Genomic DNA, 24,875 nt, shown 5'->3' on the forward strand with positions numbered 1-24,875 from the left:
GACCGTCTGGGTGATGCGCGATCGTTCGGCCAGCAACCCCTTCGCCCCTTCGGCGTCGTAGACAGGCGGGCGGGTGTCGCGGGCGCTACTGCGCCCGCCGGACCCCCATCGCGATGGTGCGTTCGTCCATGCGCGGATCGTGCGTCAGGCCGCGGCGCAGCGCCCAGGTGTTCACGTACTGGACCAGCTGAATCAGCGGCTCCTCCTCGGCATAGAGCGCGACGGCCTCGTGCCAGATCGCTTCCCGCCGTTCGTCGTCGAGCGTGGCCGAGCCGCGCGCGGCCAGTTCGTCGAATACGGGGCCCGAGAACCGCGCATTGTTGTTCGCCCCGGTCAGGCGCTGGCGGTTGTTGGTCGCGAGCGTGTTGATCAGGAAGTTCGAGCCTTCCCCGGTGCTGCTGCCCCAGGCGCCGATCTGCATCGCGTATTCGATGCGCGTGCGGCGCGGCACGAAGGCCGTCCAGGGCGCCGCATCGACCTGGGTGCGCACGCCGATGCGAGTCCACATCTGCGCGACGGCCTGCGCCAGCCGCGAATCATTCGGCCAGCGGTCGTTGGGCGTGTTGAGCGTGATGCGGAAGCCCTCCGGATAGCCGGCTTCCGCCAGGAGGCGCTTCGCGCCCTCGGGGTCGTAGGCGCGCGGGCGCACATTCGCATTGTAGCCGAACGCACCTTCGGGCAGCCATTGCGCGGTGGCCGTCGCTGCGCCTTCCATCACGCGTTCGACCAGCGCCTCGCGGTTGATCGCCATGGACAGGGCGCGACGCACGCGCACGTCCTTGAACGGGTTCACCGGCAGCGGGTTGCCGGCATTGTCGGTCACCAGGGGCGTGCCGCCGTCCCGCGAGTAGTCGGGGGCCATGTAGACGGTGCGCAGCGAGGGGATCTCGGTGACCGTGATGCGCTGATCGCGCCGCAGACGCGCGAGGTCCGAGGTCGGCACCTGTTCGATGATGTCGAGGTCGCCGGCCAGCAGGGCGGCGGTGCGCGCGCCGTCATTGGCGACGATGCGGTAGTTCACGCGCGCCCAGGGTTCGGCGCCGCGGAAATACGCGTCGTTGCGCACCATCTCGATGCGGTCGCCGGAACGATAGGCGATGAGGCGATAGGGCCCCGTGCCGACCGCCGCGCGGCCGCTGTTGAAGTCCTCCGTGCCGAGGCCTTCGGCGGCATGGCGCGCGACGATCGAGACCGAGGCGAGGTCCAGCGGCATCAGCGGATGCGGCGTGCGGGTATGCAGGCGCAGGGTGTGCGGATCCACCACCTCGACCCGTTCGATCGCGCGCAGGAAGCCCTGGAACCCGCCGGGGCTGTTCGGCACGTTCGGCACGCGGGAGAAGGTGAAGACGACGTCGTCGGCCGTGAAAGGCCGGCCGTCATGCCAGGTCACACCCTGCCGCAGCTTGAACTCCCAGACGGTCTCCGAGACGACGCGCCAGGATTCCGCCAGCGAGGGATGCGGCCGCGCACGGCTGTCGCGTTCGACCAGGCGATCGAAGATGTGCATGGTCAGCGCGTTGTTTGGCCCGACATTGTGGAAATGCGGGTCGATCGTCGTCACCGGTGCGGCGGAACCGAGCGTCAGCGTCTGCGCCCCGACGGCGGGCGCAACGAGGGCGATGGCGCCGGCAAGCGCGGCGCTGGCAATCCTGGACATTGGACAGTCTCCCGGGGTCTTTGCCCGGAAGGCTAGACCCTGCGCGGGAGGATACGCCACCCCTCGAACGGAAAAACGCCGCGGCCCCATCGGGACCGCGGCGTCTCACGTCGTGGCTGGCGCGGCGCGTCAGCCCTGGCGTTCGACCATCAGCTTCTTGATCTCGCCGATCGCCTGCGCCGGGTTCAGCCCCTTCGGGCAGGTCCGGGTACAGTTCATGATGGTGTGGCAGCGATAGAGCTTGAACGGATCCTCGAGCGCGTCGAGACGCTCGCCGGTCGCTTCGTCGCGGCTGTCCGAGATCCAGCGATAGGCCTGCAGCAGCACCGCCGGCCCGAGGTAGCGGTCGCCGTTCCACCAGTAGGACGGGCAGGCCGTCGAGCAGCAGAAGCAGAGGATGCATTCCCAGAGGCCGTCGAGCTTCGCCCGTTCCTCCTTGGACTGCAGGCGCTCGCCATCGGGCGGCGGGGGCGTGTCGGCCTTCAGCCAGGGTTCGACCGAGCGCAGCTGCGCGTAGATCTGGGACAGGTCCGGCACCAGGTCCTTCACCACCGGCATGTGCGGCAGCGGGGAGATGCGGACGTCGCCCTTCACCTCATCGATCGGCTTGAGGCAGGCGAGCGTGTTCAGCCCGTCGATGTTCATCGCGCAGGAGCCGCAGATGCCCTCGCGGCACGACCGGCGGAAGGTGAGGGTGGTGTCGACCTCGTTCTTGATCTTGATCAGCGCGTCCAGGACCATCGGGCCGCACTGGTCGAGATCGATCTCGTAGGTGTCGGTGCGCGGGTTGGCGCCGCCATCCGGATCCCAGCGGTAGATCTTGAACGACTTGACGTTCTTCGAACCGGCAGGCGCCGAATAGGTACGGCCCTCGCCGACCGTGGAATTCTTCGGAAGCGTGAAGGTGGCCATCGGTCGGTATCCTCAGTACACGCGCGGCTTCGGCGGGAAGACCTGCACTTCGTTCGTCAGCGTGCGCATCTTCACGTCGCGGTAGTCGAGGCTGACGGCGTACTTGTCGTCGACGCGCGCCAGGGTGTGCTTCATCCAGTTCTGATCGTCGCGCTCGGGGTAGTCCTCCTGCGCGTGGGCGCCGCGGGATTCCTTGCGGGCGTCGGCGCCGTAGACCGTGGTCAGCGCGTTGCCGATCAGGTTGTCCAGTTCCAGCGCTTCCATCAGGTCGCTGTTCCAGACCAGGGAACGGTCGGCGATCTTGATGTCGCTGTAGCCTGCGGCGACCTTGTCCATCTTCTCCACGCCCTCCTTCAGCAGTTCGGAGGTGCGGAACACCGCGGCGTGGGTCTGCATGGTGCGCTGCATGTTGAGGCGCAGCTCGGACACCGAGGTCGAGCCCTTCGCGTTGCGCACGCGGTCGAAGCGATCGAGCGACGCCTCGCCGGCCTTGGGCGGCAGCGGGGCCTGGGTCGCGCCGGGGCGGATCGTCTCGGCGGCGCGGTGCGCGGCGGCGCGGCCGAACACCACGAGGTCGAGCAGCGAGTTGGTGCCGAGGCGGTTGGCGCCGTGCACCGACACGCAGGCCGCTTCGCCCACCGCCATCAGGCCGGGCACCACCTTGTCCTGGTCCTTGCCGGTGGCGGCGAGGACCTCGCAATGGATGTTCGTCGGGATGCCGCCCATGTTGTAGTGGACGGTGGGCAGCATCGGGATCGGCTCCTTCGTCACGTCCACGCCGGCGAAGATCTTCGCCGTCTCGGAGATGCCGGGCAGCCGCTCATGCAGGATGTCGGCGCCGAGATGCTCGAGGTGCAGGTGGATGTGGTCCTTGAGCGGACCGACGCCGCGCCCTTCGCGGATCTCCATCGACATGGCGCGCGAGACGACGTCGCGGGACGCCAGGTCCTTCGCCGTCGGTGCGTAGCGCTCCATGAAGCGCTCGCCCTCGGAGTTGGTGAGGTAGCCACCCTCGCCGCGGGCGCCTTCCGTCACGAGGCAGCCCGAGCCGTAGATGCCGGTCGGGTGGAACTGGACGAACTCGTTGTCCTGCAGCGGCAGGCCGGCGCGCAGCACCATGCCGCCGCCATCGCCCGTGCAGGTGTGGGCCGAGGTGCAGGAGAAGTAGGCGCGGCCATAGCCGCCGGTCGCGAGCACCGTGGTCTGCGCACGGAAGCGGTGGATCGATCCGTCCTCGAGGCACCAGGCGATCACGCCGCGGCAGGCGCCTTCCTCATCCATGATGAGGTCGAGGGCGAAATATTCGACGAAGAACTCGCAGTTGTGCTTGAGCGACTGCTGGTAGAGCGTGTGCAGGATCGCATGGCCCGTGCGGTCGGCCGCGGCGCAGGCCCGCATCGCAGGCTCCTTGCCGTAGTACTTCATGTGGCCGCCGAAGGGGCGCTGGTAGATCTTGCCGTCTTCCGTGCGGCTGAACGGCACGCCGTAGTGCTCGAGCTCGATGATCGCGGGGATCGCCTCGCGGCACATGTATTCGATGGCGTCCTGGTCGCCCAGCCAGTCCGACCCCTTCACGGTGTCGTACATATGCCAGCGCCAGTCGTCCTCGCCCATGTTGCCGAGCGCGGCGCCGACGCCGCCCTGCGCGGCCACGGTGTGGGAGCGCGTGGGGAAGACCTTGGTGATGCAGGCGGTCTTGAGGCCCGCGGCGCCCATGCCGAAGGTGGCGCGCAGGCCGGCGCCGCCGGCGCCGACCACCACCACGTCATAGGTGTGGTCGACGATGCGGTAGGCGCCGTTGGAAGGCTTGCTGATCGCGTTCATCGCTTCCGTCTCGTTCTTCACCGCGGCGAGGAGAGGATCCCCCGTCCCGCGGTCGTCATCCATGCACCCAAGCTTGTCATCCCTGGCGAATTCGCCAGGGGTCGTCAGATCGCGATGCGCAGCACCGCGAGCGTGGCCGACAGCCACAGCAGGAAGCAGGCCCCCTTCAGCGCCAACAGGGCGCCGACCTTGGCGAGCTCGCCGCGCACATAGTCCTCGACCACTTCCTGCAGGCCATAGGCCATGTGGTGGAAAGCGGCGGCGAGGAAGGCCAGCAGCAGCACCGCGTTGAACGGGCGTCCGATCCACGCCGTCGCCTGCTGCCAGGTGGCGTCCGGCATGCGCGCCAGCGAGAAGACCAGCCAGATCGTCAGCGGCAGCAGCGCGACCGAGGTCACGCGCTGCAGCCACCAGTGATGCGTGCCGCCCTTGGCGGCGCCCAGGCCGCGCACGCGGCCGAGCGGGGAGCGGAGGGAGCGTATCGTCGGCGCGGCCATCGGCGTCAGATCCAGGTGATCAGCATGATGAGCCAGGTCAGCGCCGTCAGCGCCGCGGTGCCGATCAGCACCGCCCGGCCCGTGAGGTAGGTCGTCGGCAGGTCGAAGCCGCGCCCGCTGTCCCAGTAGAGGTGCCGGACGCCGGCGAGCGTGTGGTACCAGGCGACCGCGGTCAGCCCCATGAGCCCGACGACGCCGAAGAAGGATCCGAAGAACCACTGCGCCCCGTTGAAGGACGCTTCCCCGGACGCGGCGGCGACGAGCCACCACACCAGGAACACCAGGCCGATCGACCACAGGGTCCCGGTGATGCGGTGCGTGATGGAAAGGGCGCTCGTCATCTGCATCATGTCGTAGGCCTGCAGATGCGGCGACAGCGGACGGCGGACGAGGGTGCCGTCCGAGCGGCGGCCGACCATGACGGCCTCGCGCGCGTCGGTGATCTTGGACATGGGTCCGAAACTCCAGACGGCCGCTTGCCCCGATCCCCGAGCCGGGGGCCGGCCTTGCGACGTCTTGTATGGTGCGGCGCCACACAGCGTCAAATCCGCGCGACGGCCGGGGGCCATGCCGAGATCGCACGGCCGCCACGGTCATCGAACCGCGGCCGGACGTCCGGGACGGGGGATGTGCCGAGTCGGGCGACCGCGGGCGCTTGGGGTCAGGAACTCATCGCCGCCGCGTTGATGATGCCGACGGCGATGGCGACGCCGCCCTTCACGACGGCGCCGGCCGCCTCGTTGCGCTGTTCCATCGCCTCCCGCCAGCCGGGGCCGAGCATCCGCGTCACCCCGAAGAAGCAGCCGAGCTGCGCGATCAGGGCAATCAGGCCCCAGACCGCCGCATCGACCAGGTTCGCCGAGTTCGAGACCGAGGCACCGACCGGGATGGCGAGGCCGATCAGCGCGCCGGTGAAGGCGATGGCGGCCGCGGTGTTCCCCTGGCGGATCAGCGCCACCTCGTCCTGCGGCGTGATGCGGCAATAGATCCAGCCCCCCACCCAGACGAGCGCGATGCCCGCGATGAAATGGGTCAGGAAGCCGGGCAGGGTGGCGAGGCTCGTCATGGTCTTCCCCCCAGGATCAGTCGAACAGGTGCGGCACGAAGCGGCTGGTGTCGCGCGTCACCGGCGTCGCATCCTCCCGGATGCCGAGCCCGCGCGGTTCGCCGGCGATGATCCAGGAGCCCAGCACCGGGTAGCGGCCGCCGAAGACGGGCAACTCGGCATATTCCTGCCAGACCCGCGGCTGGTCGGCGTAGGGGCCGTCGGTCTCGATGCCGGGGGCGGAGATGTTCGACCCCTCCCGGCCCCAGAGCGGCTTGGCGATCTCGGGCTTGCCGGTCCGGCCGGGCTCGAGGAAGGCCGCGAGCAGGTTCGGATGGTCCGGGTAGAGGTGCCAGAGCAGGGAGAGGAAGGCCTTGCTCGCCGGGATCAGTCGCCAGGCGGGCTCGATCCAGCGGGTGCGGGCGCGGGGGATGTCGGCGCCGAAGGCCTCCCGCAGCAGCCAGTCCCAGGGGTAGAGCTTGAACATCGCCTCGATCGGGCGTTCGTCGAGGTCGGTGAAGTCCACGCCGTTCCAGCCGATCTCCTCCATCGCCAGGAAGGGCGCGTCGAAGCCCGCCTGCATGGCGGTGTCGCGCAGGTAGTCGACGGTGCCGCGGTCCTCGACGCTCTCGGCGTGGCAGCAGAAATGGACGGTCGACGGAAGGCCGAAGCGCGGCCAGGCTTCGATCAGCGCCTCGTGCAGGCCGTTGAACTGGTCGTGGTTCTCGGCGCCGTGGCCGTCATCGAGACATTGCAGCCATTCCCACTGCACCACCGCGGCCTCGAACAGGGCGGTCGGCGTATCGGCGTTGTATTCCAGCAGCTTGGGCGCCCCGGTGCCGTCCCAGCGCAGGTCGATCCGGCCGTAGAGGGAAGGTTCCCCCCGTTCCCAGGACCGCTTGGCGATCGGCCAGGCGCCGGGCGGGATGCCGAGGGGCTCGTTGAGGTCGTTCGCCACGGCATAGGCCACGGCCTCGCGGCTGATGCGCTCGATCTCCGCCGTCGCGGCCTCGAGGACGTCCACCTCGTCCTCGGTGAAGCGGTAATAGGCGCTTTCGTCCCAATAGGGCTCGCCCTCGATGTCGGCGAAGGCGAAGCCCATGCGGCGGGCGCGGTCGCGCCGGTCGGCGCGGGGGTCGAGGCGCCGGCGCTCCACCCCCTCAGGACCCCGAGGAGGAGAAGCCCCGCGCGGTGGAGCCGAACCCCCCGCGGGAGGAGGTGACCGCGGCGGTGCGGAAGCCGCCCGACCCGACCAGGGCCGAACCGCCGGAGGTGCTGGTCCCGCTGCCGCTGCGCCCGAAGAACCAGGCGCCGCCGCCGTGATAGCCGCGGCTGGAACTCGCCCCGGCGCAGATCTGCTCGGCGTCGGGGCGGCCGGCGCCGCGGGCTTCCTGGCAGGCGCGCTGGCGGTCCCGCGCGGCCGGGTTGCTCATCAGCATCGTGGCGCCGCCCAGCACCACGCCGCCGCCCAGCAGAACGAGGGTGATGGTCCGGGCCATTCTCATGGCCGGAATGTTAGGCATGGCGGAGATTGACGGGAAAGCGTCCCGCGCCCAGCGTTGTGACGGATTTCACAGGGCGGACCCGATGAGCGCCGATCCCACCCCCGGCATGGGCCGCGACGCCCGCATCATCACGCTGATCGGCACCGGGCACTTCCTGTCCCACTTCTACATGCTGTGCCTGCCGCCGCTGTTCCTGTTCTGGCGGGCGGAATTCGACGTCTCCTTCGCGGAACTGGGCCTGGCCGTCGCGCTGATGTCGGGGACGACGGCGCTGCTGCAGACGCCGGTCGGCTTCCTGGTGGACAAGCACGGGGCGCGGCCCTTCCTGGTGGGCGGGACGCTGCTGATGGCGCTCTCGGTCTCGGCCATGGCGGCAGCACCCGGGATCTGGGCGATCTGGCTCCTGGCGATCCTCTCGGGCGTGGGCAATTCGGTGATCCACCCGGCGGACTACGCGATCCTCGCCGGGTCGATCGACAAGGCGCGGATGGGGCGCGCCTTCGCACTGCACACCTTCACCGGCAACCTTGGCTTCGCGCTGGCGCCGCCGGTGATCGCGCTGCTGGCCGCGACGATGGGCTGGCGCTGGTCGCTGCTGCTGGTCGGGCTGCTCGGCGTGCCGGTGGTCGCGGCGATCGTGGTGCAGAGCCGGATCCTGCACGACCAGGCCAAGCCGAAGAAGGCCGAGGACGGGCCGACGGGACGCGAGATCCTGCTCTCCCGCCCCATCCTGCTGTTCTTCGGCTTCTTCCTGCTCTCCTCCATGGCGGGGTCGGGCATCCAGGCCTTCGTCATCACCGTGCTGGGCAAGCTGTGGGGGACGCCGGTCGCCGTCGCCTCGACCGTGCTGACCGGCTACATGATCGGCGCGACGGCAGGCACGCTGGTGGGCGGCTGGGTGGCCGATACGTCCAAGCGCAACCTGATCGGCTTCGTCGTCGTGCTGACCGGCTTCGCCATGGCGATGATCCTCGCGCTCGGCCTGATGCCGATGCCGGAATTCGTGCTGCCGGTGGTCGGCCTGCTCGGCGGGCTCGCCATGGGGGCGTCCCGCACGCCGCGCGACGTGATGCTGAAGGACGCTTCGCCGCCCGGGCAGATCGGCAAGGTGTTCGGCTTCGTCTCCTCCGGTCTGCCGCTGGGCGGGGCGATCACGCCGGTGCCGCTCGGCTTCCTGATCGACATGGGATACCCGCAGCTGGTGCTGCCGGTGGTGGCGGCGCTGCTCGGGCTGTCGCTGCTCTGCGCCGGTTCGGCCCAGGCGGATGCGCGCAGCCGCCGGGCGGCCGCGATGCCCGCCGAGTGATGCCGGACCTCCGGGGGCCGGGGCCCCGGTGACGGCCTTCGACGATCTTCTGCTGGCGCTCACCTGGGCGGCGGTCGCGGTGCTGGCGGTCGCCGGGGCGCTGAGCGCGTCGCGCAAGCAGCTCGACCCGGTGGGGTTCATGCTGGTCGCCTGCCTGTGTGCCTTCGGGGGCGGCACGGTGCGGGACGTGATCCTGAACCAGCCTGTCTTCTGGCTGAACGTGCCGGGGATGGTGGGGCTCGCCGCGGGGCTGGCGCTGCTGGTCTTCTTCACGGCGCATCTGGTCGAACGGCGCTTCGTGGTGTTGCTGTGGGCGGACGCGGTGGGGCTCGGCCTGTTCGCCGTGCTGGGGGCGGAGGTGGCGCAGCGCGCCGGGGCGACGCCCTGGGTCGCGGTCCTGATGGGCACCATCACCGCGACGGCGGGCGGCATGCTGCGCGACATCATCTGCGCCGAGATGCCGCTGATCCTGCGGCGCGAGATCTACGCGACCGCCGCGGCTCTGGGCGCGGCCGTCTTCGTGGTGCTGCAGGACGCGGGCGCCGGGCGCACCGTCGCGGTGTCCATCGGGATCCTGGTGGGTTTCGGGGCGCGGGCGGCGGCGATCCTGACCGGCTGGTCCCTGCCGACCTACCGGGCGCGGCCGGGCAGGGACTATCCGGACCAGCGATGAGCCAGCCTGTCCTTGCCGTGGCGCTGACCCTTGGGGCGGGGCTGCTCTACACGCTCGGCTACGCCATCGCGAAGATCCTCGCGGCGACGCTCGACCCGGTGCAGATCACCTTCCTGCGCTCGGCGATCGTGCTGGCCGGCGCGGCGGTCTTCGCGCTGCGGCTGCGCGATCCCGCCGCGGCGCTGCGCCGGCTGGTGGCGCCGCCGCAGGCGAAGGACCAGCGCCTTGCGGCGGTGCTGCTGATCGTCTCCACCACGCTGGCGGTGGTCGGCTATTCGCTCGTGCCGGTCACCGAGGCCTCGGCGCTGGGCTTCACCGCGCCCATCATCCTCGTGCTGCTCGGCGCGCTGGTGCTGCGGGAGCATGTGACGCCGCGGCGATGGGTGGCGCTGGCGCTCGGCTTCGCGGGGATGCTCGCGGTGGTGCGGCCGGGGGGTGATCTGTTCACCTGGGCGGCGGCGGTGCCGGTGTCCGCCGCGCTGATGTACGCGCTGTACCAGGTGATGACGCGGCGCATCCGCGGCGTGGCCGACGAATGGGATGCGACGCTGCAGGGGGCGTTGGCGGGCGTGGTGATGCTCGCCCCCACCATGCCGTTCCTGTGGCGTGCGCCGGATGCGGCGGCGCTCGCTCTCGTCGTGGTCTATGCGGCGGTGCAGACGGCGGCGCTGCTGTGCATCGCCGGCGCGGTGCGGCGGGCGGAGGTCTCTGGCCTCGCGCCCTGGCATTATTCGCGCATCGTCTTCGCGCTGATCCTCGACGCGATCCTGTTCGCGCGGGTGCCGGGCGCCTGGGCGCTGGTCGGCTGCGCGCTGATCGCGGCGGGCGGGCTGGTGCTGGCCTGGCCTAGGAAGCCTGCGGCCCGATGAGGCCCTTGCGGTGCAGCTCCTCCGCGATCTGCACCGCGTTCAGCGCCGCGCCCTTGCGCAGGTTGTCCGCCACGCACCAGAAGGCGAGGCCGTTCGGCACCGTCGGGTCCTTCCGCAGGCGCGAGACATAGACCGCATCCTCCCCCGCGATCTCGAGCGGCGTCGCATAGCCGCCGTCGTCGCGGGTATCGAGCAGCGTCACGCCGGCCGCGGTGCGCAGCGCCTCGCGCGCCTGGCGCTCGGTGATCGGCTTCTCGAACTCGACATGCACGGCCTCGGCATGGCCGATCATCACCGGCACGCGCACGCAGGTCGCGATCACCTGGATGTCGGGGTCGAGGATCTTCCGCGTCTCGACCGCCATCTTCCATTCCTCCTTCGTCGCGCCGTCGTCCATGAATCGGTCGATATGCGGGATGACGTTGAAGGCGATGGGCTTGGTGAACTGCTCCGGCGTCGCCGGGTCGTTGACGAAGACGCCGCGGGTCTGGGACCAGAGCTCGTCCATCGCCTCCTTCCCCGCGCCCGAGACGGACTGGTAGGTCGCCACCACCACGCGCTTCACCTTCGCGATCTCGTGCAGCGGCTTCAGCGCGACGACCATCTGGATGGTCGAGCAGTTGGGGTTGGCGATGATGCCCTTCTTCGGCCGCTTCGCGATGGCCTGCGGGTTCACCTCCGGCACCACCAGCGGCACGCCCGGTTCCATCCGGAACTGGGAGGTGTTGTCGATGACCAAGCACCCTGCCGCCGCCGCGCGCGGCGCATGGACGGCCGAGACCGCCGCCCCCGGCGAGAACAGCGCGAGGTCAGTGCCGCTGAAATCGTAGCGGTCGAGGTCGCGCACCTTCAGCACCGCATCCTCGCCGAAGGAGACCTCGGCCCCCGCCGAACGGCCCGATGCGAGGGCGACCGCCTCCCGCACCGGGAAGCGGCGCTCGGACAGCGTCTTCAGGATCTCACGCCCGACCGCGCCGGTGGCTCCGACGACCGCGACCTTGTACGCCATGACACCACTCCAGCCTGTCGACGGCGGCTGTAGAGCAACTTGGCCTGCAAGGGAAAAGGCTGGAGGGGCGTCGCCCCTCCAGACCACCCGACCAAAGGCCGAAAGGCCTTTGGAAACCGAGACTTGTCAGGCGGCGCGGACGGCCTTCAGGAAGCCCTCGGCCCGGGCGCGCAAGGTTTCCGCGTCTCCGCTCAGGGCGCCGGAGGCCTGCAGGACGGCCCCGGCCGAACCGCCGGTCGCATCGGCGGCGGCCCGGATGCCTTCGATCTTCCGCGCCACCGTCTCGGTCGCCTGGGCCACCTGCGCGGCACTGCGGGCGATCTCGCGCGTCGTGGCACCCTGTTCCTCGACCGCGGCGGCGATCGCCGTGGCGATGTCGCTGGTCCGGTCGACCGTCGCACCGATGGCGCGGATCGCATCCACCGCCTGGTTCGTCGCGCCCTGCATCTCGCCGATCTGCCGGCCGATCTCCTCGGTCGCCTTCGCCGTCTGGCCGGCGAGGTTCTTCACCTCGCTCGCCACCACGGCGAAGCCCTTGCCGGCCTCGCCCGCACGCGCCGCCTCGATCGTCGCGTTGAGTGCCAGCAGGTTGGTCTGGCCCGCGATCTCCCCGATCAACCGCACCACATCCCCGATGCGCGACGCGGCCTCCGCGAGCCCACGCACCGTGGTGTCGGTCGCCTTGGCCTCGGCGACCGCCCGGCGGGCGACTTCGGCCGCCTCGGCGACGCGTCGGGTGATCTCCTCGACGGAGGCCGCCATCTCCTCCGCCGCCGCCGCGACCGCCTGCACATCGGCATTGGCCTGGGTGCCGGCCTCCGAAACCGTCATGGCCTCGCGCCCCGCATCGGCTGCGGCGTCCGTCAGGGTGCGCGCCGCCTGCTGCAATTGCGCGGCGGAGGCCGCGACGGAATTCACCACCGCGCCGATGTCCTCCTCGAAGGTATCGGCGAGCCGCGCCTGCTCGGTCGTGCGCTGCCAGGCCAGCATCGCGCCGACATACTGCCCGGACGGGTCGCGCAAAGCCGAGGCGTTGAGGTCCAGCGTCTCCGTCCCCAGCCGCAGCCGCGTCTTGTGGGGCAGGTTGGCCGGCTCCGACAGCATCGCGCGGATGCGCGCCGGTCCCTTGTCGAAGATGTCGATGCTCTGCCCGACCAGGTCATCCGCCTTGATGGGCACCAGCGCCTCGAGGGTCCGCAGCAGGTCCTTGGAGAAGGCGTTGGCGTAGGTGATGCGGAACTCGTTCCGCGGATCGGCGACCAGGACGCCCACCGGCATCTGTTCGATGATCTGGCTGCGCGCGAAGGCATCGGCCACGGTCAGGCGAAGGCCTTCCACGGCCTCGGCGATGCGTCCGATCTCGTCGCGACGGCCGCGGTCCGGCACGTTGACGCCCGTCTCGCCGCCCGCGATGGCGCCGATCGCCGCCGCGAGCCGCCGTAGCGGGGTGCCGATGGTGCGCGCCATGGCCCAGGCGGACAGCAGCAGCACCAGGGCGATGCCGGCGGCGGTCCCGAGCACGATGTGCGACTGGCGCCGCAGCTCGGCGCCGATCGCGGCCTCGGCCGCCGCGTCGATCTCGGACAGACGCGCATTCGCCGCGGCGAAGGCGGCCAGCAGCGCTTCCTGGGCCGGCTGTGCCCGTTCCGCGGCCAGTCGCTCGAGCTGCGCACCGGTCTCGATGGTCGCGATGGCGCCCGTCGAGGCCTGATCGGCCAGCCCGCCGATGCGTTCGAACTCCTCGCGAACGCGGGCCACCCCCTGGGTGGCGGACACCGCTCCGCGCAGATGCACGCGGGATTGCGCCGCCGCGCGGCGCACGCGCTGCGCCATCCGCTCGTCGCCGGTGGCGAGGTAGCGCAGCGCGGAGGCGCGGACGTCGTTGAAGCCCTGGTGGAAGGCCATGAAGCGCGTGCGGGCGTCGCTCTGCGCGTCCCCCGTCAGGTCGAAGTCGATCGCCGCACTCGTGCCCTCGAAGGCCTGGTCGTAGTCCTGGGCGCGCGCGAGGAAGGTTTCGTCCCGCTGGCGCAGGATCTCGAGCCGCAGCCGCGCCTGTTCATCGAGCAGCAGGGCATAGGCCGCGGCACGCTCGGCGATGGTGGCGACGAGCGCCGTCGTCGCCGAGTCATCGAGCCGCACGGCGGCCTGCCGCGCCTGCACGGTCGCTCGTTCGAGGGCCTGGACCGCGGCGGCGCGGGCGGCCTCGACGGCGGCCGGCGTCTGCGCGACGGACAGGGTGCGGGCCTGCGAAGGCGCTTCCGCTGCGCCGACCGCGGCGGCCGACAGGATGCCCCCCGCGGCGCCGCTTTCGGACTGCCGCCGGATGGTGGTTTCCACCGAATCGCCGGTGATCTGCATCGTCGCGACGATGGCGCCGACCATCAGGAGGGCGACGAGGCCCGAGGCCGCGATCTTGGCGGCGACGGGAAGATGGAGGAATGCGCGCATGGGCCACCCTGACAAAGGATCGGCCGCGAGTGTCCCGGACCGGGCTTAAGCGCCGGTGAAGCGCTCCGCCGCGGCGCGCCGTTCCCAGGACCGCCCGAAGGCGAGCAGGATACCCACCACCACGAGCGTCATGCCCGCGTGCCAGACCAGCGCCTCGGCAGCACCTTCCAGTTCGTGGAACAGCCACAGCCCCGCCGCCGACAGCGCCGCACCGGCGAGGCCGCCCATCACCGCCACCGGCACCGGCCGGATCGCCACCGCGTAGCGCAGCATCCACACCAGCGACCCCGCCAGCGGCAGGCCGAGCCCGAGGACGAAGGCCATGCAGCCTGGCGAGAACCCCGGCCACAACGCCGCCGGTCCGACCTGTCCCGCCTCGGCCAGGCAACCCAGGCCGAGTGTGCCGACCCACACCACCGCCGCGGGCAGCGGCAGCAGGGCCCAGCGCGGCGAGCGGTCGGGCAGCGAGAGCTGGAACGCGGCGATGGTCGCCAGCACGCCGGTCGCGGCCGAGGCGACCCACTGCGCGACCTCGCTGGCATCGCGCAGGCGCTCGGCGACATCGGGCCGCAGGCCGAACACCGCGACCGCGGCCGCGATCAGCAGGGTGGCGAAGCCGAGCCAGCCCGCCGCGCGGCGCATCGGCGGCGCGAGGCGGCGGACCGGGCGGAGATCGGCGGACAGGCGCGCGATCAGGTCGTCGGTGGCGGTCACGACTTGTCCTCCGCGCCGAAACGCCGGCGCAGGGTCTTGAGGGCACGGTGCGTCGCGACCTTCAGCGCCCCGACCGACAGGCCGGACTTCGCGGCGGCGTCGGCGAGCGGCAGGTCCTCGAGCTTGGCGAGGCGCAACGCGGTGCGCTGGCTTTCGGGCAGCTCCGCGACGGCTTCGCGCAGCTGGCGGCCGGCGATGCGGTCCTCGCCCGTTTCGGTGATCGGGGCGGCGAGGGTCTCGGCGTGGTCGTCGATCGGCGTCTCCCGCCCCGCGCCGCGGCCGCGGCGGCGCAGGCGGTCGATGCAGCGGCGCTCGGTGATGGCGATGAGCCAGGGGCGCAGCGGCCGGCCCGGGTCGTAGGTGGCGAGCATGCGATGGATGGTGAGCAGCGTGTCCTGCACCGCGTCCTCGGCCTCGTGCGCATCGGCGATGCGGCGGCGGGCAACGCCGCGGAGCAAGGGCAGGCAGTCGCGCAGCAACTGGTCGTAGGCCCGCGCGTCGCCGGCCTGCGCCGCGACCATCAGGGCCTCCCAGCGTCCGTCGCCATCCGCCACTACGACCGTGCCGCTCCGTTGCCGTCCCAATCTAGGGGCGCGCGGGCCGTCCGCGAAGACCGGCCCGATGGCGGCGCAGGCGCTCATGGGGTGACGGGGGCCGTGACGGCGCGGCGGCGTTCGGCGACCAGCGCGAAGCCGACCAGCAGTGCGGCACCGGCCAGGGTCAGCGCGGGATCGACCCACCAATGCGGCGGCAGCAGCCGCAGGCCGACCGTTACCGCCCAGGACAACAGGATGCCGATGCAGAAGACGTTGAGGCTGTGCCGCCCGACCGCGGCCAGCGCCTGCGCACCCGCGCGGTGCATCCAGGCCGCGTCGCGCGGCACCAGCACCGCGACCAGATACGCAAGCGCCAGGCCGTGCAGCAGGTTGAACGGGCCGAGATGCGATTTGGCGGCGAGGATCCAGATCGTGTCCTCGTTGAGCGCCAGGGGGCTGCCCAGCCGCTCCGCGACGCGCTGGGCGAAGCCCGCCGTCACCACCACGGCCGCGAGGACCACGCCCCAGCGGCGGTACGTGACCGCCGCGCCGGTCAGCAGCGACCGCCGGCCGAACCAGGCCCCGAGCAGGAAGACGAATTGCCAGGCCAGCGGGTCGAGCCCGGTCGGCAGCCAGGACCAATATTTCCAGAGCCCCGCCTGCACCCCGGCCCAGACCGCGAAGGAGGGCAGCAACGCCCAGGCCCCCACCCGCCCGGCCAGCAGCAGGAAGCCGGGCAGCAGCAGCATGGCGAGGACGAAGACCGGCAGGATGTCGACGTAGTTCGGCATGTAGAGCAGCAGCGCCGCGCCCGGCAGGGCGTGCATTGGGTCGTCCACCAGCATTCGCCAGGCCAGGCGGTCGATCTCGCCGGGCAGGGGCAGGGCCATCTCCGACCAGATCACGGTCGCGCCGAACATGAAGAACAGGATCAGGTGGACCACCCACAGCCGCCCGGCCCGGCGCAGCATGTCGGTCGTCGCGTCCCAGGCGCCGCGCCGATGTTCCTTCAGCAGGAAGACCGAGGCCAGCACGAAGCCCGACAGGAAGACGAACTGCCCGGAACTGTCCGAGACCCCCCAGGCGGCATGGATGCCATACGCCCCGAAGGCCGACCCCACCGCATGGGCGCCGAAGATCGAGATCTGCATCCAGCCCCGGACGATGTCGAGGCGCAGGTCCCGCGCCGGGCGGGCCAGGGGCCGCGGGACGGGGGCAGGGGCGGGAAGGGACATGCGGCGTCTCCGGGGCGGCCCGAAGGACCGCGCTCACCGGGAATTTCGCCCCCCTGGCCGGGCTGGTTACGGCGCCGTCGCGCTCGCCCCTTGCCGACTCGGGCCCCGGCGCGAGATGGAAGGGTGTGCTGCACCTCATCAAGCTCTCGGTCGGGCCCAAGGACGTCGCCGCGCTCGTGGCGCTGCAGAAGGAACGGCTGCGCACCGACCCGCCGCTGCGTGCCTGGACCCGCATGTTCCCCAAGCGGATCGCCGAGATCACCGATGGCGGTTCGATCTACTGGGTAATCGGCGGCTTCGTGCGGGTCCGCCAACGCATCCTCGAGATCCGCGAGGAAGCCTGGGACGACACCACCCAATGCGCCGCGCTGGTGCTGGATCCGACGCTGGTCCCGGTCGAGGCACGGCCCACCAAGGCCTTCCAGGGCTGGCGCTACCTGAAGCCCGAGGAAGCGCCGCCCGACATTGCCGCCGACCGGCCGCCGGCGATCGGGCTGGACCGGCTGCCGCCGCGCCTGCGCAAGGACCTGGCCGAGCTCTGCCTTATCTGACCGGCCGGCTTGGTTGCTCAGATGTAAGGACACTGCCACCGGGAGGAGAGGCCGCACCTGCGAAGGTCCTCTCGTCGCGGCGGCTTATTCCCGGCAGGCCGCCGTCAGACTGGCCCCCCTTCGGGGTGGGCTTATGGGCCGGCTGGAGCAATCCGGCCGGCCCTATTTTCTTTCCGGGCCGGCTGAGCCTCGGCTTCCAGCAGAGACAGAAGCCCTTCCAGCAATTGCGTGGGGGAGGGCGGGCAGCCCGGGATCAGCAGGTCCACCGGCAGCACCGCGCCGACGCCGCCATGCACGGCATAGGATCCCTTGAAGACCCCGCCATCCACCGCGCAATCGCCTGCGGCGACGACCCAGCGGGGTTCGGGCGTGCAGGCCAGCGCGCGTTCCATCGCCTCGGCCATGTTGCGGCAGGCGGGACCGGTCACCAGCAGCACGTCGGCATGCCTGGGCGAGGCAACGAAGCGCAGGCCGAATCGCTCGAGGTCGTAGGCGACGTTCTGCAGCGCGTTCACCTCGAGCTCGCAGCCGTTGCAGGATCCGCTGTCGACCTCCCGGATCGCGAGGCTGCGGCCGAGCCGCGTGCGGGCGGTGGCCGCGAGGCGTTCCGCCAGCGCCTGGACCGTGTCCTGCGGCACCGGGGGCGCCGGGTCGGTCAGCGGCTTGCCGATCAACGCGCGGGCGAGGCGTGGCCAGAGCATGTCGATATCGCCTATGGCAGGGGGCGGCCGACGCCCGGCAGTGCCGGGGCGGCGCGGAGGATGGCATGGCCGAGCGGCGCTTCGCCTGCACCCTGGACGGGCTGGCGATCGCGATGACCCTGGTGTCCTGGGTTACGAGCCTGGGCGCGGCGGCCATCATACTCGTCGTTGTCGGGCTGACGCTGCCGCTCCTTGCGGCACCCTTCCTGCTCATCTTCGTCGGGGTGCCGGTCTGGACGATGCTCGTCGCCCCGCGCGGCTACCTGGTGGGGCCGACGGGGCTGACGGTCCTGCGCCAGGTCGGCGGGCGCGTGGTTCCTTTCGCCGCCATCGCCGGGGCGCGGCGCATTGCCAGGTCCGACCTCGGCTGGGTGTGGCGCACCTTCGGTTCGGGCGGGGCGCATGGCTATTTCGGGCGCTATCGTTCCAGGACGCTCGGCCCGCTCGTCCTCGAGGCGACGCGGCGGGACCGCTGGGTCCTGGTGCAGCGGCGTGACGGACAGCCGGACCTCGTGCTGAGCCCGGACGACCCGGACGGCTTCCTGGCGGCGCTGGACGCCGCTCACAGGTCGACCCCGCTGTAGGAGCAGTTGAAGGATTTGTTGCACAGGGGGAAGTCGGCGACGATGTTGCCCTCGATCGCGGCCTCCAGCAGCGGCCATTGCAGCCAGGAGGGATCGCGCAGGAAGACGCCGCGGATCAGCCCGCCATCGTCGAGGTGCAGCCAGGCCAGGCAGTCGCCGCGGAAGCCCTCGACGAGTGCGCAGCCCTCTCCCGCATGGGCGGGCAGGGCGACGAGGATCTCGCCTTCGGGCAGGGCGCCGAGCAGGCGGCGGACCATGGCGATGGAGGCGCGCAACTCGGCGATCCGGACGCGCACCCGGGCATCGACATCGCCGCCGGCCTCGACCACCACGGGCGGCGCGAGCAGGTCGTAGGGCGCGTAGCCGGGCGCCATGCGGGCATCGAAGCGCCGCCCGGATCCACGGCCGACGAAGCCGCCGGCGGCATAGGCCCTGGCGAAGTCCGGATTCAGGAAGCCGGTGCCGACCACCCGGTCCTGCAGGCTGGCATGGCTCTCGTAGATCCTGACCAGTGCCGGGATCTCGGCCTCGACGGCGGCGAGCACGGCGAGGATCGTCTCGGCCCCGCCCGGCGCGATGTCGGGGCCGACGCCCCCCGGCAGCACGCAATCCATCATCAGCCGGTGGCCGAAGGCGACCGCGCAGGCGCGCAGCACCTGTTCGCGCAGATAGCCGCAGCGGGCGTGGGGGAAGGCGAAGGCCGCGTCGTTGCAGACGAAGCCCCAGTCGTTGAGGTGGTTGTGGATGCGTTCGAGCTCGCCCATCACGGCGCGCAGTGCGGTGGCACGTTCCGACACCGTGACGCCCAGTGCGGCCTCGGCCGCGGCGGCGAAGGCCCAGGCATGGGCCACGGTGGAATCGCCCGACAGCCGTGCGGGGAAGACCGCCGCGGCGCGCGGCGACTTGCCGAGCATCAGCGACAGCGTGCCCTTGTGCTTGTAGCCGAGCCGTTCCTCGAGCCGGACGACGATCTCGCCCTGGATGTGGAAGCGGAAATGGCCGGGCTCGATGACGCCGGCATGGATGGGGCCGACCGGGATCTGGTGGATCCCCTCGCCCTCGACCGGAAGGAACGCGGGCTGCGGCGGCTCGGCGCCGCCAAGCGGCGCGGGCTGGCCGGACAGCGGTCCCAGCACCGGCCAGCGGCCGTGATCGAGCCAGGGGCGGAGATCGACCGCATCCTCCGCGGCCAGGCCCCAGAGGTCGCGGATCATGCGTTCGAAGCGGATGGCGCCGGGACGCGCGGGGGAAAGGGCGGCGTAGCGGCCGCCCTCCGCCGGGGCGGAGGCGAGCAGCACGCCGCCGGCGACGTCATCCAGGAAGGCGGCATGGACCAGGCCGGGTTCGGCCCAGAGGGCGAGCAATGCGAGGGTGGGTTCCGCCTGCAGCGCGGCGGGCAGGCGAGCCCAGGCGTCCGCGGACAGCAGGAAGCGCTCGAAGGGCCGTGCCCCCTGGGGGGCGCCGGCGCGGATCAGGGCGGTGGCGCTCATCCGATGATCCTCGCGGCTTCGGCCAGCATGGCGCCGAGCGCGCCCGGCATGGCGAGGCCGAGCAGCGTCGCGACGGCGAGATGCAGCCAGAGCGGCGCGGCCGCCGCGGCTTCCCGCCAGCCGTCCAGCGCGCCGGCCGCGTCCGGCGTCGGCGGGCCGAAGCAGAGCGCCTGCAGGACGGTGATCAGCGCGGCGAGCGCCATCACCATGCCGACGACGAGCGCGATCCCGAGCCAGGGCGCCTCCGCCGCCGCGGCGGTGAGCAGGCGGAATTCGGAGACGAAGAGCAGGAAGGGCGGCATCCCCGCGATGCCCGCGATGGCGAAGGCGAGGCCCCAGCCCAGCGCCGGATGCGTCGCGACCAGCCCCGAGATGTCGGCGATCTTCTGGCTGCCCTTGGCCTGCGCGGCGCGGCCGACCCCGAAGAACACGGCGCTCTTGATCACGGAATGGCCGAGCAGGTGCAGCAGCCCGGCGAGGTTCGCCGCCGCGCCCCCGAGCCCGAAGGCGAAGGCGACGATGCCCATGTGCTCGATCGAGGACCAGCCGAAGAAGCGCCGCACATCCCGCCGCCGCCACAGCGAGACGGAGGCGAGCAACACCGAGGCGAGGCCGAGCGCGAGCAGGAAGGGTCCCGGCGCGATGGCGTCGGGATTGGCGCCGACGATCGACTTGGCCCGCAGCACCGCGAGCATCGCCGCGTTCAGCAGCAGGCCCGACAGCACCGCCGAGATCGGCACCGGCCCCTCGGCATGGGCGTCCGGCAGCCAGGAATGCAGTGGCACCAGCCCCGCCTTGGTGCCGTAGCCCAGCAGCAGGAAGGCGAAGGCGAGGTTGAGCGTATTCGGGTCGCACCGCGCGGCCACGCCCATCAGTGCCGCCCAGGACAGGCCGGTTTCCTCATGCAGCAGGGGCTGGGCCGCGAGGTAGAGGACGATGGTGCCGAACAGCGCCAGCGCGATGCCGACCCCGCAGAGGATGAAGAACTTCCACGCCGCCTCGAAGGCCGCGGGGGTGCGGTGGACACCGACCATGGAGACGGTCGCCAGCGTGGCGATCTCGATCGCCACCCACATCACGCCGAGGTTGTCGGCGAGCAGCGCAAGGGTCTGCGCCCCCATGAAGACCTGGTAGGCGGCGTGGTAGGCGCGGATGCGCCAGTGGTCGAAGCCCTCCTGGTCGAGCGTCGCCGCCGAGAAGACCGAGGTGGTCAGCCCGACGAAGGCCGAGACCAGGATGAAGGGCGTGTTCAGCGCGTCGGTATGCGTCCAGCCGTGCTGCGCGAAGGGCTGCAGGGCAAGGGCCACGGCCAGCAGGAAGAAGACCGCGCTGATCCCGACGTTGAGCATCGTCGCCGTGCGCAGCCGCGGCACGGCGGCCAGCGCGACGGCGCCGCCCCAGGCGAAGAAGACGATGGCCCATTGCAGGGGCATCACCGACCCTCCCCGCGATGTTCCTCGAGGCTGCCGGTGTCCAGCGTGTCGAAGCGCTCGCGGATCTGGAAGGCGAAGACGCCGGCGACGACCGCGACCATCAGCACCAGCGCCGCCGTGGACAATTCCACCACCAGCGGCATGCCCGCGACGCCGATGGCGGCCAGGATCAATCCGTTCTCGAGCGACAGCAGCCCGATCACCTGGCTGATGGCGTTGCGCCGCGTGATCATCATCAGCATGCCGAGCAGCACGACGGACAACGCCAGGGCCACATCTTCCCGTGCCAGGGCGCGCGCACCCTCGGTCGCCGGCAGCACCACCAGGATGGACAGGCCCACCAGCGCGACGCCTGCCGTCATCGACAGGCCGACGCCGAGCGCCGTTTCCACGCTGCGGTGCAGGTCGAGCCGCCGGACAATGGCGTGCAGCGCCAGCGGGATCAGCACCCCCTTGGCGGCGAAGGCGAGCACGGCCGTGAGGTAGAGCCCCGGCGCCCCCTGCGCATGGGCCTGCCAGGCCGCGGCGAGGGCGAGCAGCGTGCCCTGGGTCGCGAAGGCGTTGATCACCGCCCCGATGCGCCGCTGGTAGAGCAGCACGAAGGACAGCAGCAGGACGCCGCCCCCGAGCAGATGCGCGACGTCGTAGCCGAGCTGACCGAAGCTCATGTCAGCCCCGTCGAGACGAAGAGCAGCACCGCGCCCAGCAGCCCAAGCAGCAGTGCAGCGCCAAGGAATTCCGGCACGCGGAAGACACGCATCTTGGCGATGGCGCTTTCGAAGGCGGCCAGCGCCAGCGCCAGCGCGCCCATCTTCGCCACCCAGGCCACGAGACCGAGGATCCACAGATGCGGCCCGGCGCCGGCCGGCGCCTGTCCCAGCGGCAGGAAGACCGCCGAAAGCAGCGCGAGCCACAGCGTCAGCCGCAGCATCGCCGCGAAGTCCCAGAGCGCGAGATGCCGGCCGGAGGCTTCGAGGATCATCGCCTCATGCACCATGGTCAGTTCGAGATGGGTGGCCGGGTTGTCGACCGGGATGCGGGCGTTCTCGGCGATCGCGACGGCGAGCAGCGCGACGAGGGCGAGGCCGAGCGAGACGCGCAGGCCAAGCCCCCCTTCGCGGAAGGCACCGGCGATGGCGTCCAGGTTCGTCGTGCCCGCGAGGATCGCGAGCGACAGCGCGGCGACGACGAGGGCCGGTTCGGCGAGTGCGGCGAAGGACATCTCCCGCGCCGCGCCGAGCCCGCCGAAGGGCGTGCCGACATCCATCCCCGCCAGCGCCATCGCGACGCGCCCGAGCGCGAGCAGCCCCGCGACGACGATGAGGTCCGAGAGCGGTGCGAAAGCCATGCCCCGCGCGAAGGAAGGCACCAGCGCCGCCGCCGCGACCGCCGCCCCGGCCGCGAGGTAGGGCGCGGCGCGCGAAACGGGCGAGGCGTTCTCCGCCAGCACCGGCGTCTTGCGCAGCAGCTTCAGCAGGTCCCGCAGCGGCTGCAGCGGATGGGCACCGCGCCGGCCCATCATCCGCGCCTTGAGCCACCGCAGCACGCCGGTCAGGACGGGTGCCGCGGCGACGATCAGCACGATGTGCAGCGCCTGGGAGAGGATCGACCACACGATCGCCATCAACGCGCCTCCAGCCAGGCGAGCAGGGCGAGCATCAGCACCACCGCGCCGAAAGTCAGGCCGAGGCATTGCCGGATCGACAGGTCGCGCAGCCGTTCCGCCTGCGCCGCGGCCGCGTCCCGCCAGCGCGGCACCGGCCCCTCGAGCGCGACGAGGGCGGGGTCGTCGAAGCCGGAGTGGAGGATGGCGGGCCCGGTGGCACCGGGCGGCGGCATGGTCACGCCCTCCCGCGCCACCAGCAGGCTCGTGCCGAGCATCCGGCGCAGCGGCTGGCCGAAGCCCGATGCGGTCGGCTGCGTCGAGGGATCGCCGAAGGGCAGGTGGTGCGGCGCGGCGATGAAGCCGCAATCCCAGATCGGTCCGCGCGCCACGCCCGTCGGCGCGCGCCGGCGCACGGCCCAGACCACGGCGCCGATCGCCGCTGCGAGCAGCAGCGCGACCAGCAGCGGCCAATAGCGGGCCCCGCCTTCCGCCGCGCCGATGGCGACGAAGCCCGCGCGCGGCGCCGCGGCGCGCGTCATGAGCCGCAGCGCCGGTTCCGCGAGGTCGAGCATGAGGCCGGGCAGCAGTCCGAACAGCACGGTCAGCCCGGCCGGCAGGATCAGCGCGGCCTGGACCAGCCGCCCGCCTTCCTCCGCCCCCGCCGCACGCGGCGTCCGCGGCCTGCCGAGGAAGACCAAGCCCCAGAAGCGGACCATCGCCGCGGCCGCGAGGGCGGCGGCCAGCGCGGCCAGCGCCGTCGCCGCCGCGGCACCCATCTGGAAGGCGAGGTCGCCCACCCGCCAGGAGGCCAGCAGCGCCTGCAGCAGCAGCCATTCGGAGGCGAAGCCCGACAGCGGCGGTAGGGAGGCGGCCGCCGCCACGCCCGCCAGCGCCGCCCAGGCGGTGACCGGCATGCGATGGATCAGCCCGCCCAGCCGGTCGATCCGCCGCGACAGCGCCCCATGCAGCACTTCCCCGGCGGCCAGGAACAGCAGGGTCTTGAAGACGGCATGGTTCAGCGCGTGCAGCAGCGCCGCCCCGGCCGCGAGGGCCGCCAGCGCCGGCAGGTCCGCGCCGCGGAAGGCCAGTGCGAGCCCGAGGCCGATCGAGATCAGCCCGACATTCTCGATGGTCGAACAGGCGAGGAGCGTCTTGATGTCGTCCTCGAGATTGGCGCGCAGCGCGCCGATCACCGCCGAGGCCGCGCCGAGTGCCACCAGCGGCGCGCCGAGCCAGAGCGGCTGCGCCGTCCCCATCAGGTCGAAGGCGAAACGGGCGAGGACATAGAGCGCGACCTTGGTCATTGCGCCCGACATGAGCGCCGAGACATGGCTCGGCGCCGCCGGATGGGCGAGCGGCAGCCACACATGCAGCGGCGCGAGCCCTGCCTTCGATCCGGCCCCGGCGAGCACCAGCGCCAGCACCAGCGCGGCACGCCATCCATCGGGCGGCGCTTCGCGCAGCGCGGCGAAGGCCACATCGCCGGCACCGCCGGCCAGCATGCCGAAGGCGAGGATCAGCGACAGCCCGCCGAAGCCCGCGAAGCCGAGATAGATGCGCGCGGCACGCCGGTTCGCCTCCTCCTCATGGTCGTGCGCGACGAGCACCCATGAGGCGAGGGACATCGCCTCGAAGCCGAGCAGGAGGGTGAAGCCGTCGGCAGCGAGCAGCGTGACCGCCATGCCGGCCAGGAAGAGCGGGTAGGGGACGAGGCGGCGCGGCGCTTCCGGCCCGTGCAGGCTGCCCAGGGCGAAGATCGAGGCGGCGGTTCCCGCCAGCCCCAGGATCAGCAGGAACCAGGCGGACAACGCATCGATCGCGACCCGCGCCGGGCCCCAGGGCGGGCCGAACGGCAGGTCGGCGGCTTCCGGGCTGCCGAGCAGGCCGCCGATGGCCCCCATCGCGATCAGCAGGGACGCTGCCGCGCAACCACCGAACACGGCGCGACCGCCGGCCTCGTGGCGGGCCAGCACGGGCGCCGCCACCGCAAGCGCCAATAGGCTCCCGGTGGCCAGGAGCAGCAGGGTCAGCATGGCAAGGCGGAGTCGCTGGTCACCGGCAGAGGATACCCCCCATGGCCATTCAGGGAAGCGCATGCTTCAGCGGCACCGGGGTGGAGAAACCCTCATTTTGTGAATTGTCCCAGGGTATGATACCGCCGCTCCGCTGGCGCGCGGTGGATCGCGCGGCGCCTGCCTGCGAAACGACCAGGATCGGGAATCGGACGTGGAACGCCGTCACCTCGTCGCCAGCCCCATGGCCGGGCTCGTCCAAGCCGTG

Annotated in this window: 24 protein-coding genes; 5 read left to right on the plus strand and 19 right to left on the minus strand. The window is 71.7% G+C overall.

Annotated features, from left to right (window positions below):
• Positions 1-85 precede the first annotated feature (85 nt).
• The 8 genes from GWK16_RS23130 to GWK16_RS23165 form a co-directional block, all read right to left on the minus strand.
• Positions 86-1,657, minus strand: a complete 1,572-nt coding sequence (locus tag GWK16_RS23130) for an ABC transporter substrate-binding protein (RefSeq protein ID WP_170056343.1) — start codon at positions 1,655-1,657, stop codon at positions 86-88.
• Between the two features lie 129 nt (positions 1,658-1,786).
• Positions 1,787-2,569, minus strand: a complete 783-nt coding sequence (locus GWK16_RS23135) for a succinate dehydrogenase iron-sulfur subunit (RefSeq protein WP_170056344.1) — start codon at positions 2,567-2,569, stop codon at positions 1,787-1,789.
• A 12-nt stretch (positions 2,570-2,581) separates the two neighbouring features.
• Positions 2,582-4,393: a succinate dehydrogenase flavoprotein subunit gene (gene sdhA / locus GWK16_RS23140; protein ID WP_170056403.1), complete on the minus strand. Its 1,812-nt coding sequence runs from the start codon at positions 4,391-4,393 to the stop codon at positions 2,582-2,584.
• A gap of 104 nt (positions 4,394-4,497) precedes the next feature.
• A complete protein-coding gene (gene sdhD / locus GWK16_RS23145; protein ID WP_170056345.1) occupies positions 4,498-4,890 on the minus strand; it encodes a succinate dehydrogenase, hydrophobic membrane anchor protein in 393 nt (130 codons plus the stop codon).
• A 5-nt stretch (positions 4,891-4,895) separates the two neighbouring features.
• The gene (gene sdhC, locus GWK16_RS23150) at positions 4,896-5,342 is read right to left on the minus strand and encodes a succinate dehydrogenase, cytochrome b556 subunit (protein WP_170056346.1); all 447 of its coding nucleotides are present in this window, start codon (positions 5,340-5,342) and stop codon (positions 4,896-4,898) included.
• A gap of 209 nt (positions 5,343-5,551) precedes the next feature.
• The gene (locus tag GWK16_RS23155; RefSeq protein WP_170056347.1) at positions 5,552-5,956 is read right to left on the minus strand and encodes a DUF350 domain-containing protein; all 405 of its coding nucleotides are present in this window, start codon (positions 5,954-5,956) and stop codon (positions 5,552-5,554) included.
• A gap of 16 nt (positions 5,957-5,972) precedes the next feature.
• The gene (locus GWK16_RS23160; RefSeq protein ID WP_170056348.1) at positions 5,973-7,091 is read right to left on the minus strand and encodes a glutathionylspermidine synthase family protein; all 1,119 of its coding nucleotides are present in this window, start codon (positions 7,089-7,091) and stop codon (positions 5,973-5,975) included.
• A 4-nt stretch (positions 7,092-7,095) separates the two neighbouring features.
• Complete coding sequence (locus GWK16_RS23165; RefSeq protein WP_170056349.1) at positions 7,096-7,434, minus strand: hypothetical protein; 339 nt, start codon at positions 7,432-7,434, stop codon at positions 7,096-7,098.
• Positions 7,435-7,522: 88 nt separating this feature from the next.
• Here GWK16_RS23165 and GWK16_RS23170 point away from each other — a divergent pair, with 88 nt between their 5' ends.
• Genes GWK16_RS23170 through GWK16_RS23180 form a run of 3 tightly spaced genes read left to right on the plus strand, consistent with a single transcriptional unit; the run spans position 7,523 to position 10,288 of the window.
• Positions 7,523-8,746, plus strand: coding sequence for an MFS transporter (locus GWK16_RS23170; RefSeq protein ID WP_170056350.1), 1,224 nt, complete (start codon positions 7,523-7,525; stop codon positions 8,744-8,746).
• A gap of 28 nt (positions 8,747-8,774) precedes the next feature.
• Positions 8,775-9,419: a trimeric intracellular cation channel family protein gene (locus GWK16_RS23175; RefSeq protein ID WP_338144548.1), complete on the plus strand. Its 645-nt coding sequence runs from the start codon at positions 8,775-8,777 to the stop codon at positions 9,417-9,419.
• Complete coding sequence (locus tag GWK16_RS23180; RefSeq protein ID WP_170056352.1) at positions 9,416-10,288, plus strand: DMT family transporter; 873 nt, start codon at positions 9,416-9,418, stop codon at positions 10,286-10,288. Before GWK16_RS23175 ends, GWK16_RS23180 begins: the two co-directional genes overlap by 4 nt.
• Here the strand turns inward: GWK16_RS23180 and GWK16_RS23185 are convergent.
• From GWK16_RS23185 to opgC, 5 genes are all read right to left on the minus strand, one after another.
• Complete coding sequence (locus GWK16_RS23185; RefSeq protein ID WP_170056353.1) at positions 10,266-11,297, minus strand: aspartate-semialdehyde dehydrogenase; 1,032 nt, start codon at positions 11,295-11,297, stop codon at positions 10,266-10,268. The genes GWK16_RS23180 and GWK16_RS23185 overlap by 23 nt on opposite strands.
• Before the next feature lie 126 nt (positions 11,298-11,423).
• On the minus strand, positions 11,424-13,745 hold the full coding sequence (locus GWK16_RS23190) for a methyl-accepting chemotaxis protein (RefSeq protein WP_170056354.1): 2,322 nt from the start codon (positions 13,743-13,745) through the stop codon (positions 11,424-11,426).
• A 45-nt stretch (positions 13,746-13,790) separates the two neighbouring features.
• Positions 13,791-14,459 (minus strand): NrsF family protein, encoded by a 669-nt coding sequence (locus GWK16_RS23195; RefSeq protein WP_170056355.1) that lies wholly within the window; start codon positions 14,457-14,459, stop codon positions 13,791-13,793.
• Entirely contained in the window at positions 14,456-15,100 is a 645-nt protein-coding gene (locus tag GWK16_RS23200) for a sigma-70 family RNA polymerase sigma factor (protein WP_211187665.1), read from the minus strand. Before GWK16_RS23200 ends, GWK16_RS23195 begins: the two co-directional genes overlap by 4 nt.
• Entirely contained in the window at positions 15,097-16,230 is a 1,134-nt protein-coding gene (opgC, locus tag GWK16_RS23205; RefSeq protein ID WP_170056356.1) for an OpgC domain-containing protein, read from the minus strand. Before opgC ends, GWK16_RS23200 begins: the two co-directional genes overlap by 4 nt.
• Before the next feature lie 125 nt (positions 16,231-16,355).
• Here opgC and GWK16_RS23210 point away from each other — a divergent pair, with 125 nt between their 5' ends.
• Positions 16,356-16,781, plus strand: a complete 426-nt coding sequence (locus GWK16_RS23210) for a DUF1489 family protein (protein ID WP_170056357.1) — start codon at positions 16,356-16,358, stop codon at positions 16,779-16,781.
• Positions 16,782-16,912: 131 nt separating this feature from the next.
• Here the strand turns inward: GWK16_RS23210 and GWK16_RS23215 are convergent, their stop codons facing one another.
• Positions 16,913-17,482 (minus strand): NADH-quinone oxidoreductase subunit B family protein, encoded by a 570-nt coding sequence (locus GWK16_RS23215; protein WP_170056358.1) that lies wholly within the window; start codon positions 17,480-17,482, stop codon positions 16,913-16,915.
• Between the two features lie 65 nt (positions 17,483-17,547).
• On the opposite strand from GWK16_RS23215, the gene GWK16_RS23220 reads away from it, so the two are divergent.
• Positions 17,548-18,066, plus strand: coding sequence for a PH domain-containing protein (locus tag GWK16_RS23220; RefSeq protein WP_170056359.1), 519 nt, complete (start codon positions 17,548-17,550; stop codon positions 18,064-18,066).
• Here the strand turns inward: GWK16_RS23220 and GWK16_RS23225 are convergent.
• The 5 genes from GWK16_RS23225 to GWK16_RS23245 are packed head-to-tail and all read right to left on the minus strand — an operon-like array spanning position 18,045 to position 24,628.
• Positions 18,045-19,556, minus strand: coding sequence for a hydrogenase large subunit (locus tag GWK16_RS23225; protein ID WP_170056360.1), 1,512 nt, complete (start codon positions 19,554-19,556; stop codon positions 18,045-18,047). The genes GWK16_RS23220 and GWK16_RS23225 overlap by 22 nt on opposite strands.
• Positions 19,553-20,989, minus strand: a complete 1,437-nt coding sequence (locus tag GWK16_RS23230; protein ID WP_170056361.1) for a hydrogenase 4 subunit F — start codon at positions 20,987-20,989, stop codon at positions 19,553-19,555. Before GWK16_RS23230 ends, GWK16_RS23225 begins: the two co-directional genes overlap by 4 nt.
• Entirely contained in the window at positions 20,989-21,657 is a 669-nt protein-coding gene (locus GWK16_RS23235) for a hydrogenase-4 component E (RefSeq protein ID WP_170056362.1), read from the minus strand. The genes GWK16_RS23230 and GWK16_RS23235 overlap by 1 nt, the downstream gene beginning before the upstream one ends.
• The gene (locus tag GWK16_RS23240; protein ID WP_170056363.1) at positions 21,654-22,613 is read right to left on the minus strand and encodes a respiratory chain complex I subunit 1 family protein; all 960 of its coding nucleotides are present in this window, start codon (positions 22,611-22,613) and stop codon (positions 21,654-21,656) included. The genes GWK16_RS23235 and GWK16_RS23240 overlap by 4 nt, the downstream gene beginning before the upstream one ends.
• Positions 22,613-24,628 (minus strand): proton-conducting transporter transmembrane domain-containing protein, encoded by a 2,016-nt coding sequence (locus GWK16_RS23245; protein ID WP_170056364.1) that lies wholly within the window; start codon positions 24,626-24,628, stop codon positions 22,613-22,615. The genes GWK16_RS23240 and GWK16_RS23245 overlap by 1 nt, the downstream gene beginning before the upstream one ends.
• Positions 24,629-24,875: the final 247 nt, after the last annotated feature.

The organism is Neoroseomonas marina (genome assembly GCF_012927745.1).
Lineage (GTDB): Bacteria > Pseudomonadota > Alphaproteobacteria > Acetobacterales > Acetobacteraceae > Neoroseomonas > Neoroseomonas marina.